A 12084-nucleotide genomic window follows, 5' to 3' on the forward strand; every position below is an offset into this window, starting at 1 on the left:
CGATGACGGGGCCGATCAGTCGGGTTCTTGTCCACCCTCGGCTCCTCCGCTAGCCTTGGGCGCCGTGGCTCCTCCCACCACCATTCTCTTCAATCTTACATACGCGCCGGGCCGGGCAGATTTGCCGGTGCCACGCAACAGCGGAACCATGATTTGCCGCGGTTGGCCGTCCGGCTCATAGTCGGCCGCTTTGAGCTGGTCCAAAATGACCGGCCTCGGATCGTCACGGTCAAGCCAGACGAGTACGGCCGGCTCCTGCATCAGCGTTTCGAAATTAGGCACTTCCTGGTCAAGCGCGACCAGCTTTTCGTCGACCAGCCGCAGGTTTCCGACCCATGCACCGTCGGATATTGCGGTTTTCACCGGTCCGTCCGCAGTCAGTTGGCGATAGAGAGCCGGGTAATCCACGCGGATCATGCGCGAGAGGCCACTGGTCCCGTTTATCTGGACGTACCAGGTAGCGGGCGCGAGCAGCACGGCGATGATCGCTCCAGCAGCGATCACCAGGAGCTGCGCATTCCTGCCGCGCGGCGCCAGCCGTTCCATAGTGGCGACGATGGCCAGCGGCAACATGAACAGGACCGGCAGCAGCCAGCGGTCCTTGACCACCGTCACGCCGGTGGCCAGTACAAGTATTGCCAGCATGGCCAAACCGAGCGCCAAGGTACGCCACAACAGAATTTCCCTAGCCGGACCTTTCGGGTGCCGCTCGGAGAAACGGAACCCGGCCAGCCCGAAAGCCAGCGCGGAAACGAACACCGGCAAGACCGCGAAATTGAAGGTCCCCATGATAAACTTGCCGGCGCCGACAAAGGCCGCCGCCATGCGCCCTTGTTGCGAGTCTATTCCGAACTTCTCGCCTCTCGACAATAAATCGGCGGGATGCATGAGGCTCCAATAGGTGGTTGGCGCCAGCACCAATATCGCGACCGCTATGCTGATTGCGAACTTCGGATCAAGGATCGCGCTGCGCAATTCGCGCAGCGACAGCATTGCCGCAACAAGGGCCACCACAAGGAAGACATCGTTGTATTTGGCAAGAATTGCCGCCGCCGTGGCCAGGCCAAACGCCGCATAGGCGATCATGCTTCGCCGCTCGAGAAGATAGGCCATGGCGAGCAGGAGCAGCGAGCAGAAGCCGACGACGGCGACGGAATGCGACAAAGCGCGCTGCGATTCCCAGACGACCTGCGGGATCGTAAACAGGCCGAACATGGCCGCCGCGGCTGTCGCCTTGGTGTAGCCGAACCGCCGCATGGCGGCGAACACGCTGCAGGCGGCGAGGAACAGCACGGAGTATTTGACGAGCTTCAGCGTGAAGATACTGGTGCCGAAAACATGCGCGGCCAGCCAATTGATCCAGGTATAGAGGGGTGGTTGCGAGCCGCCATATCCGGCCCAGAGATACGGAACATAGATCAGCTGCTCCGCATCATCGATGCCGACACCGGTTCCCGCCCAAGAGCTCAACAGGGACAGTATGATGGTCTGCAAGGCGAAGTAAGCCGCGACCATGACGATCGCCGCCGGGAAGGGGCCGATCCGCCCCTCGGCAAGCCACTTGGCCCATTTCAGATTGTACTTCAATGAAAATCTCATCGCCCTTGCCGGCATAGTGTTGCCGGCTGCGCTAGCATGAAGAGTATGCTCCGCACAATGCGACCGCGTTGTGTGGGCTTACGTCCGCATCTTCTCGCCACTTGGGTCGAAAGGCGGCTCAACATTGATGCGCGCCGGCCGCCGGTGGCCAAGGATTTCGATCTCGAACAGTCCGGCGCTCTCGTTTTCGGCAAGGGCCGCCGGCACATAGCCTTGCGCCATCGACTTCTCGACGTAATGCGCATAGCCGCCGGAGGTGACCCAGCCGACCACGCGCCAGTCGCCATCGACGATGCCGCGCACGGCGGACGCGCCTTCCGCGGCCTTCGAGCCGCGCACTTCCTTGCCGCCAGCGTCGAAGCGCGGCGCGCCGTAGCCATGCGGCCTTTCCACCGTGCCGTAATCCTTGCCGCCGACCTTGGCCCAGATCGGCTCGTCGCCCATCACGTCGGCGTCCGCTGCATCGACGATGAAAGAGACGCGGCGCAGCTTCGGCCCTGCCGCCTGTTCCTTGGCCGCTGCCTCCCGGCCGATGAAGTCGTTCTTCTCGAGCTTGATGAAGCGGTCCATCGAGCCCTCGAACGGTCCGTAGATCGGACGAAGCTCGCGGAACCAGGTCGGAAAGTTCTTTTCAAGCCGCATCGACAGCAGAGCGCGCATGCCGAAATCGACAAGGCCGAATTCTTCGCCGGCCTCCTTGATCGCCTTGTAGACAAGGCGCTGGTAGGCCGGCGCCATCCAGATCTCATAGCCGAGGTCGCCGGTGTAGGTGATGCGGTTGACCATGCAGGGCGCGCCGCCGACCGCCATTTCGCGGAAATCCATGAAGCGGAAGGCCTTGGTCGAGATATCGACATCGACCAGTTTCTGCAGCAGGTCGCGGGATTTCGGCCCGGCGATGGAGAGGCCGACCAGCGTCTGGTCGAAGCGGTGGATGCGGACCTGCGACCCCCTTGGGCCGTCCTTCGGCAGGTGCTTTTCGAACCAGCGCATATGGTATTTCTGCGCAGCTGACGAGCCCCAGATCATGAAGCGGTCGTCTCCGGCCTTAGCGATGGTGAAGTCGCCGATCAGCCTGCCGAACTCGTTCAGCATCGGAGTCAGCACGATGCGGCCGGTCTTCGGCATGCGGTTGGTCATCAGCCGATTGAGAAAGTCTTCGGCCCCTGGTCCGGAGACTTCATATTTGGCGAAGTTGGCGATCTCGGTGACGCCGACCTTCTCGCGGGTAGCGCGTACCTCCTCGCCGATCGGGCCGAAATCATTGGAGCGGTGGAAGGACACGATGTCCTTCGGCTCGGAGCCTTTCGGCGCGAACCAGAGCGGAGTTTCGAGGCCCCAGCTATCGCCCATGACCGCATTGTTGGCGAGCATTGTGTCGTAAACCGGGGTCGTCTGCGCCGGTCTGGCTGCCGGCAATTCCTCATTGGGAAAGCGGATGGAAAAGCGGCGCGAATAGTTTTCGCGCACCTTGGCGTTGGTATAGCGCAGCGTTGCCCATTCGCCGAAGCGCGCAACGTCCATGCCCCAGACGTCGAAGCCGGGGTCGCCATGGACCATCCAGTTCGACAGCGCCAGGCCGACGCCGCCGCCCTGGCTGAAGCCGGCCATGACGGCACAGGCGCACCAGAAATTGGTCAGGCCCTGCACCGGGCCGACAAGCGGATTGCCGTCCAGCGCGAAGGTGAAGGGGCCGTTGATGATCTGCTTGATGCCGGCCTTTTCGATGCCGGGAAAATGCTTGAAGCCGATCTCGAGCGACGGCGCGATGCGGTCGATGTCGGGCTGCAGCAGCTCGTGGCCGAAATCCCACGGCGTGTTGACCGGCGACCACGGCTTGCAGGCCTTTTCATAGGTGCCGAGCAGGATGCCGTTGCGCTCTTGGCGGGTGTAGATCTCGCCCTTGAAATCCATCACGCCGATCATCTCGCGGCCAGTCGACGTGTTGAATTCCTCGACCTCCGGCATCGGCTCGGTCAGAAGATACATGTGCTCCATCGCCAGCACCGGCAGTTCGACACCGACCATGCGGCCGATCTCGCGCGCCCACAGGCCGCCGCAGTTGACCACATGCTCGGCTTTGACCGTGCCTTGCTCGGTGACGACGTTCCAAGTGCCGTCGACCTCCTGCGTCAGTTCGACGACGCGGTTGCGCAGCACGATCTCGGCGCCGAGTTTCCTGGCGGCCTTGGCATAGGCGTGGGTGGTGCCGGAGGGGTCGAGATGGCCCTCGACTGGATCCCACATCGCGCCGACGAAATTCGTCTCGTCCATCAGCGGGAACATCGCCTTGGCCTCGGACGGCGTGATCAGTTCGGTGTCCATGCCGAGATAGCGGCCCTTGGCGTGGGCGAGCCGCAAGAAGTCCATGCGCTCGCGCGTGTCGGCCATCATGACGCCGCCGGTCAGGTGCAGCGAGCAGGACTGGCCGGAAATCTCCTCGATCTCCTTGTAGAGCTGCACCGTATAGGCCTGCAGCTTGGCGACGTTGGGATCGCCGTTCAGCGTATGGAAGCCCCCTGCCGCATGCCAGGACGAGCCGGAGGTGAGCTCCGAACGCTCGATCAGCATGATGTCGGTCCAGCCGGCCTTGGCCAGATGATAGAGCACCGAGCAGCCGACGACGCCGCCGCCGATAACAACCGCTTTTGCGTGAGATGTCATAAGGATAGGTCCGTTTTTGAAGAGGTTGAATCGAGTGAGCGGGGCGCGAAAACAAAGCGGAGATCGGATACAGCAATGGTTTCGGCCAGCCTGCCATCAAGCGCAGCAAGGATGGTTTCACAGACGACCCCGTCGATCGGGGGAGAGGTGTCGAGCGAAGCTCGACGGAGTGGGGGTCGACTGTTCATCAAACCAATACAGATGATCAAAAATCGGTCGGGGCGCCGCCTTCGGCCCGGCGCTTGTCGACGAAAGCGTTGAGCTCCTCGCGGATCGCCGGGTCCATATAAGGCTCTTCGTAGGACGCCAGCCGTTCCTTCCAGACGCGATTGGCCTTTTCGAGCGCCGTCGGCGACCCGGCCTCCGCCCAACTCTCGAAATTGCGCCAGTCGGAAAGGATTGGCGCGTAGAAGGCTGTCTTGTAGCGGTCCTGCGTGTGCTGGGTGCCGAAGAAATGGCCGCCGGGGCCGACCGACTGGATGGCGTCGAAGCCCAGCGCCTCCTCGGAAAGATCGAGCGGCGTCAGGAACTCGGCGACCATCTGCAACAGGTCTATATCGAGGATGGTCTTCTCATAGGAGCAGCGCAGGCCGCCTTCGAGCCAGCCGGCCGCATGCATCATAAGATTGCCGCCGCCCTGGATGGCGCCCCATAGCGAGAATACGCTCTCATAGGCCGCCTGCGCGTCGACCGTGTTGGCGGCGCAGGTATTGGAGGTGCGGTAGGGGATGTTGTAGCGGCGGGCAAGCTGGCCGCCGACCAGCTGGGCTTTCATGTATTCCGGTGTGCCGAAGGCCGGTGCGCCGGACTTCATGTCGACATTCGAGGTGAAGCCGCCATAGCCGACAGGCGCGCCCTTGCGCACCATCTGCGCGAAGGCGATGCCGGACAGCGCCTCGGCATTCTGCTGCACCAGCGCGCCGGCAATCGTCACCGGCGCCATGGCCCCGGACAGGGTGAACGGCGTAATGACGACCACCTGGCCCTTGCTCGACATCTGGATGATGCCTTCCATCATCGGCACGTCGAGCTTGAGCGGCGAATTGGTGTTGATGATGGTGAACACCGACGGCTCTGCGAGCAGCTGCTCATGGCTGATACCGCGTGCGATCCTGGTGATCTCGATACCGTCGACATTGCGCTCCTTGCCGAGCGAATAGATGTGGAACACCTTGTCGGTGAGCACGCTGAGGTCGCGGATGCATTCGAGGTGCCGGACGGACGGATGGATGTCGATCGGCTCGACCGGATAGCCGCCCGTGCAGTTCAGGATGTTGTGCATCTGCGCAAGCTTGAGGAAGTTGCGGTAATCCTGCTGGTTGCCCGGCCGGCGGCCGCGGTCGATGTCGGAACAGTTGGGTGCCGACGCCATCATCGAGATGATCAGATTGTTGCCGCCGAAGCGCACATTGTGCGCCGGGTTGCGGGCGTGGATGGTGAATTCCGGCGGGCAGTGCGCAACCAGTTCGAGGATCATGTCGCTGTCGAAGCGCACCCGCTCGCTGCCGTCGCGGACATCCGCGCCATGCGCCTTCATGATGCGCCGGGCTTCATCGTGCAGCACGTCGACGCCGATTTCCCTCAGCACGCGCAACGAGGCGAGGTGGATCGATTCCAGCTCGTCGTCGGAAACCAGCCGGGTCGGCGTCAGCGGGTTCTTCAGCTGCCGAAACGGCGGCTGCTCGAACGCCGCCGATCCGCCGGCACGCTTTCCCGCGCGGCCGCCGCGACGGGCGCGGTCGTTTGCCAGTGCCGGTTCGGCGGGCTGAAGGGCGGCGGTCATGATAGTCCTCGTACGCTGCGACAATGCGGCGGCATAATGGACTGCCGGCCGTCCGCCCATTGCGGAGGCGGCGACCACTAGGGCGAGGGAAGCGACATGCCCAAACGGCAGCCGGCGGGATCGTCAGGCTCTTGATCTCTTTCCGGCTGGCGCAAGCGGTTTTCGTTGCCGGTGCTTACCGCCACCGAACCGAAACGCTAATTCTGCAGCCCGATATTTGATGTGGATCATGGCCCGGGCGAAACAAAACAGCGGCGAGACGGTGCAGTGGGCGGCGATCACCGGCGTGATCGCGACCGTCTCGGTGTTCGCTATCGCGCAAGGGCTGAGCTATCCGCTGTTGAGCTTCATTCTGCAGCGCCAGGGTGTCTCTCCGGCCATGATCGGCCTGTCGGCGGCGATGACGCCGATCGGCTTCATCGTGTCGTCGCCGCTGGTCCCGGCGCTAGCGCGCCGCTTCGGGGCAGGGCGCACCGCGCTTATTTGCGCGGCACTTTCTGCGCTTGTGCTGGCGCTGATCGGCTGGACGCAGAACGTCTATCTGTGGTTTCCGCTGCGCTTTTTGATCGGCGCGGTCACCAACCCGCTCTACGTGCTGAGTGAGGTCTGGGTGATCGCACTGGCGCCGCCGGCACGCCGCGGCCGTGTCATGGGCATTTATTCGACGATCATTTCAGCAGGCTTTGCGGCAGGGCCGCTATGCCTGCTTGCGGTCGGCACCACGGGATGGCCGCCGTTTCTCGTCGGCATCGCCGCATTCCTGTTTTGCGGCGCCTGCCTGGCTTCGGTGTTGGGACGGCTGCCGAGCGTCGACGAGAGCGGGCATCGGGTTTCGGTGCTGGGGTTCGTTCCGCAGGCGTGGCTGCTGTTGTCGGCGGTCGTTGTGGCCGCCGGTTTCGAACAGGCAGTGCTTGCTTTGCTGCCGGTCTACGGAACGCATTACGGCATTGCGGAAGCGCGCATGTCGGCGCTGCTGTCGGTGATGATCGCCGGCAATATCGCGATGCAGGTGCCGCTCGGTTTGCTGGCGGAACGACTGACGGCGCGCCTGGTGCGGTTCATCTGTGTTTCGGTAACAGTGCTCGGATGCGTGCTGCTGCCGGTTCTTATCGAGACGCCGTTGATATGGCCATGCGTCTTCATCTGGGGTGCGGTTTCCTACGGCATTTACACGATGTCGATCATCGAACTCGGCGAGCGGTTCACCGGCTCGGCACTGGTCGCTGGCAACGCCGCCTTCTCGCTGATGTGGGGCGTCGGCGGCATCGCCGTACCGCCGCTGGCGGGCAGCGCCATGGATGTTCTTGGCGCCGGCGGCCTGCCGATCACGCTTGGCGCCATTTGCCTGGCGCTGGCGATTGTAACCGTCATTCGAAGGCGGATGGTGTGAATGCCAGAAGGTCGCCGTTTCTGACGCAATGACTTGAATATAAGCGGCCCTATGTCGATCTTGGCTATGCCAACGCCTGACTTAACCGGAGACTCCATGACCAAATCGAACACCAAGGGCCAGTTGGAGTTGGCGGCCGAAGATCCCTTTCTCTGGCTCGAGGACAGAAGGGGCAAGCAGGCGCTCGACTGGGTGCATCGCCAGAACGCGATCACGGTCGGGGAACTGCAAGGCGATCCGTCCTATCAGACGTCGTTCGAGACAGCGCTCGACCTGATGACGGCCGAGGACAATATTGCCGTCGGGGCCGCAATCAACGGCCATGTCTATAATTTCTGGCAGGACCGGACGAACGTACTCGGCCTCTGGCGGCGCACCACGGTCGCCTCCTACAAGACCGAAAAGCCGGAATGGCGGACGATCATCGACTTCGACAGTCTGGCGGCGAAAGAGGGGGTGAAATGGGTGTTCAGCGGCGCCAGCCGGCTCTACCCCGACTTCAGCCGCTGCCTGCTCAGCCTGTCGCCGGATGGCGGCGATGCCAGCGAGATGCGCGAATTCGACATCGAAAGCAGGTCCTTCGTCGATGGCGGTTTTCGCGCTCCTGCTTCGAAATCGAGCTTTAGCTGGCTGGACAAGGACACGGTTATCGTTTCCGCCGCCTTCGAGGAGGACGACAAGACCCAGTCCGGCTATCCGCGCGTGGTCAAGCTCTGGCGGCGCGGCACGCCGCTGGAAGCGGCGATGCCGATCTTCGAGGCGCTGAAGCAGGATCTCGCCGCCGGCGGGTCCGTCGAATTCGACGGCGACAAGCGCCACGTCTTCCTGGCCCGGACGCTCGACTTCTTCGCCTCGCACAGTTTTCTGCGGCTGCCTTCCGGCGAGAACAGGCGCATTCCGCTGCCGGACGACGTCACCGATACGGCGCTGTTCAAGGGCCAGTTTGTCTTCGGCGTGCGTACCCCGTGGACGGCGCCGGACGGCACGCTGTGCAAGCCCGACGGGCTCTATTCACTCGACTTTGAGCACTGGATCGAAACCAGTCTATTCGGATCCATCGATACCGTGCTCGAGCCAGCGCATCGCGTCTCGATCGCCGGCATCGCCCGCACGCAGGACCGGCTGTTCATCAATTTGATGGACAATGTGCGCGGCAAGATCGTCGCCGGCGAACGCAGCGACAGTGGCTGGGAGTTCAAGCCCGTTGCGTTGCCCGAAAACGGCAATGTCGGCATCAGCCATGCCGAGCATTTCGGCTCCAGCGTCTCCTTTTCCTTCACCGATTTCCTGACGCCGAGCTCGATCATCTGGTCGGACGACAATGCTGCGACGCTGGCAGCGGTGAAATCGCAGCCGGCGCGTTTCGATGCGTCGTCCCTGGTCTCCGAACAGTTCGAGGCACGTTCGAAGGACGGCACGATGATTCCTTACTTCGTCGTCAGGCGGCGCGACCAGGACGGGCCGGTGCCGACATTGCTTTACGGCTATGGCGGCTTCGAAGTGCCGCTGTTGCCCGGCTATGCCGGCGTGCGCGGCAGGCTGTGGCTGGAAAAGGGCAATGCCTATGTGCAGGCCAGCATCCGCGGTGGCGGCGAGTTCGGCCCGAATTGGCATCAGGCCGCGCTGAAGGCCAATCGCCAGAATGCCTTCGACGATTTCGCCGCGGTTGCGCAAGATCTGGTGAAACGCGGCATCGCCACGCCGGCCACGCTGGGCATTCAGGGCGGCTCGAACGGTGGTCTGCTGACTGGCGTCTCGTTGACGCAGCGCCCGGAACTGTTCGGCGCGGTGATCATCGACGTGCCGCTGCTCGACATGCTGCGCTACACCGAGCTGCCGCCCGGCGCATCCTGGATGGCCGAGTATGGCGATCCGGCGAAGCCGGAAGAGGCCGCCTGGCTCGCCGCCTATTCGCCCTATCAGCATGTAGACACCGATACAGCCTATCCGCCGGTGCTGCTGACGACATCGACCGCCGACGATCGCGTCCATCCCGGCCATGCCCGCAAGATGGCGGCGCGGCTGCAGGCGACCGACCATGGCAAGACGCTGTTCTTCGAAGAGACCGACGGCGGCCATGGCGGGCGCGGCGATCGGCGGCCGCAGGCGGCACAGGCGGCGATGAAGTACGTCTTCCTGCAGCGCGCGCTGAACGGCATCGCTTGACCGGCACGGCTTGAACTGAGGGCTCGAGGCAGCCTAAGGTGCAGTCCATGGCTCGGCTGGCGAAATCGGGTTGCGCATTTGGGGTCGCGGTGACGCCGTCGCGGCGCACGCTTCGCGCCGAGCTGTTGCGGTTGTGCGCCCGCATCGGCTATTCGCCGCCCGCCTTCCTCTGACGAATCCGCCCCGGCGCGAAAGCTGCCGGATTGATTCAAGAGGAAAGATCAAACATGACCTACCAGAATTATTCGCTGAAGCAGCTTCAGCAGATCGATGCTGCGCATCACCTTCATCCGTTCACCGACCACAAGGAGATGCGCGAGACCGGCTCGCGCATCATCACGCATGCCAACGGGCCGTTCATCTACGATTCCGAAGGCACGGAAATCCTCGACGGCATGGCCGGGCTGTGGTGCGTCAATGTCGGTTACGGCCGCGACGAGCTGGCCGACGCCGCGTACGCCCAGATGAAGGAATTGCCCTACTACAATTCCTTCTTCAAATGCTCGACGCCAACGCCGGTTTTGCTTTCGAAAAAGCTGGCGGAGATCGCGCCGAAGCACATCAACCAGGTGTTCTACGGCTCGTCCGGCTCGGAGGCCAACGACACGGCGCTACGCCTCGTCCGCCACTACTGGGTGCTGGAAGGCCAGCCCGAGAAGAACCGCATCATCTCGCGCAAGATGGGCTATCACGGCTCGACGGTGGCCGGCGCCTCGCTCGGCGGCATGGATTTGATGCACAGGCAGCTCGGCGGCGCCGTGCCCAACATCGTCCATGTGATGATGCCCTATGCCTATGAGCTGGCACTGCCCGGCGAAAGCGACCATGATTTCGGCCTGCGCGCGGCAAAGGCGGTCGAGGACGCCATCCTCGAAGCCGGCGCCGACAAGGTGGCCGCCTTCATCGGCGAGCCGGTGATGGGGGCAGGCGGGGTGAAGATCCCGCCGATGAGCTATTGGCCGGAGGTGCAGCGCATCTGCCGCAAATACGATGTCCTGCTGATGGTGGACGAGGTCATCACCGGCTATGGCCGCACCGGCGAATGGTTCGCCGCACAGGCGTTCGACGTCGAGGCCGACACCATAACCACGGCCAAGGCGCTGACCTCCGGCTACCAGCCCCTGTCGGCGCTGCTGGTCGGCGACCGCATCGCGTCAACCCTGGTCGAGAAGGGCGGCGAGTTCTATCACGGCTACACCTACGCTGGGCACCCGGTGGCCTGCGCGGTGGCGCTGAAGAACCTTGAGATCATCGAGCGGGAAGGCCTGGTCGAGCGCGTCAGGAACGACACCGGGCCGTACTTCGCCAGGGCGCTTCAGGAACGTCTCGGTGGGCACGATCTGGTTGGCGAGGTGCGTTCGTTCGGGCTGATGGGGGCGATCGAGATCGTCAAGGACAAGGCAACCAAGGAGCGCTTCCTGCCGGCCGGCAGTGCGGCGGTGATCGTTCGCGATCACGCGATTGCCCAGGGCATGATGCTGCGCGCCACCGGCGACACGATGATCCTGTCGCCGCCGCTGATCTGGACGCGCGAGATAATCGACATGGCCTGCGACCGCATCGCCAAGGCGCTTGATCTGGCGCAAGCGGATTTGCGCAAGCGGTAAGATAAAACGATCGCCGGGCGTCCTGCAGTCGGGCGCCCGGCGATTGGATGCCGCATTCTGCCGAAGAGCTCGCCAGGCGTCCTAGGAGTACCAGCCGGAGGAGCTGCTTACGAAGGGTCGCCACGAGGCGATCACTGCGTCGAACGTCCGTGCAGGGAAGCGAGTGGCGCGACCGAATTTGCCACAGCTGCGCACCTTGCCGATGTCGAGTCCGGCCGCGACGCGCAGTATTTACCTTAATGTGGGAGAAGTAGAGAGACATTGGCACGAGGTGCGAAAAAGCAACGCCAATACAGCTGATTAGTTACGACGTAGGTATTCTCGCAGATATGGTATTGGCCGTCAGGGGACTCCTGTACACGGTCCCGTGGGATGGTGAAATTATGCGGCAAATAAGTGTAACCACCGTCTATCCTGGACCGCACCGAAGACTGAGGTATGGCGCGGCAATCAGAACCACCGCAACACTTCAATTTCGTCTGTGGGTCAATCTTGTCTTCGTACCAATCATGGGCGCTGGCGGCTGTTGCGCCGGCGATACACATTGCCGTGAAGATGAACCTTCGCATGCATTCCTCAAGGATTTGGCAGGCGCTGCTCGTTGGAACGTCCATGTATATTAGCGTTCCATTAAAAACGCCATTGGCCTCCGACTGGCTAACGCAGTTCCAGCCAGCGACGCTCGCAACTGAAAGACCGCATTGGATGGGGTGCTCGATGCTCTATCGTCGTAGAGCAAGGTCGGAAAAGGGCCGAAACGGCCCTACCTAGGTGTTTAGTCCCGGCGTTTGATGGGTGGGATCGAGTCGGAACCGTTCGGGCTCTTTTGCCCAAATTTTGCAGATGAACTCATAGGGTGTGAGACCCTTGAGGGT

The 12084-nt window shown here is 62.8% G+C and carries 7 protein-coding genes and 1 pseudogene; 4 read left to right on the plus strand and 4 right to left on the minus strand.

The annotated features are described in order from the left end of the window. Positions 1-15: 15 nt before the first annotated feature. The 3 genes from NKJ94_RS23215 to NKJ94_RS23225 all read right to left on the minus strand — a co-directional run bounded on the left by NKJ94_RS23215 (position 16) and on the right by NKJ94_RS23225 (position 6046). Complete coding sequence (locus NKJ94_RS23215) at positions 16-1599, minus strand: ArnT family glycosyltransferase (RefSeq protein WP_352528195.1); 1584 nt, start codon at positions 1597-1599, stop codon at positions 16-18. 78 nt (positions 1600-1677) lie between these two features. Beyond that, positions 1678-4263, minus strand: coding sequence for a GcvT family protein (locus NKJ94_RS23220; RefSeq protein WP_352528197.1), 2586 nt, complete (start codon positions 4261-4263; stop codon positions 1678-1680). 205 nt (positions 4264-4468) lie between these two features. Next, positions 4469-6046, minus strand: a complete 1578-nt coding sequence (locus NKJ94_RS23225) for a trimethylamine methyltransferase family protein (protein ID WP_352528199.1) — start codon at positions 6044-6046, stop codon at positions 4469-4471. Positions 6047-6275: 229 nt separating this feature from the next. Between NKJ94_RS23225 and NKJ94_RS23230 the strand changes: the two genes are divergently transcribed. From NKJ94_RS23230 to NKJ94_RS23245, 4 genes are all read left to right on the plus strand, one after another. Continuing rightward, a complete protein-coding gene (locus tag NKJ94_RS23230) occupies positions 6276-7436 on the plus strand; it encodes an MFS transporter (RefSeq protein WP_352528201.1) in 1161 nt (386 codons plus the stop codon). Between the two features lie 96 nt (positions 7437-7532). Then, a complete protein-coding gene (locus NKJ94_RS23235; protein WP_352528203.1) occupies positions 7533-9602 on the plus strand; it encodes a prolyl oligopeptidase family serine peptidase in 2070 nt (689 codons plus the stop codon). 47 nt (positions 9603-9649) lie between these two features. Beyond that, the gene (locus tag NKJ94_RS23240) at positions 9650-9775 is read left to right on the plus strand and encodes a capsid protein (RefSeq protein ID WP_352528205.1); all 126 of its coding nucleotides are present in this window, start codon (positions 9650-9652) and stop codon (positions 9773-9775) included. A gap of 54 nt (positions 9776-9829) precedes the next feature. Beyond that, on the plus strand, positions 9830-11209 hold the full coding sequence (locus NKJ94_RS23245; RefSeq protein ID WP_352528207.1) for an aspartate aminotransferase family protein: 1380 nt from the start codon (positions 9830-9832) through the stop codon (positions 11207-11209). 767 nt (positions 11210-11976) lie between these two features. On the opposite strand, the pseudogene NKJ94_RS23250 reads toward NKJ94_RS23245, so the two are convergent. Continuing rightward, positions 11977-12084, minus strand: a pseudogene (locus NKJ94_RS23250) (IS481 family transposase); the annotation flags it as partial.

It is taken from the genome of Mesorhizobium sp. M0060 (genome assembly GCF_040323155.1).
Classification (GTDB): Bacteria; Pseudomonadota; Alphaproteobacteria; order Rhizobiales; family Rhizobiaceae; genus Mesorhizobium.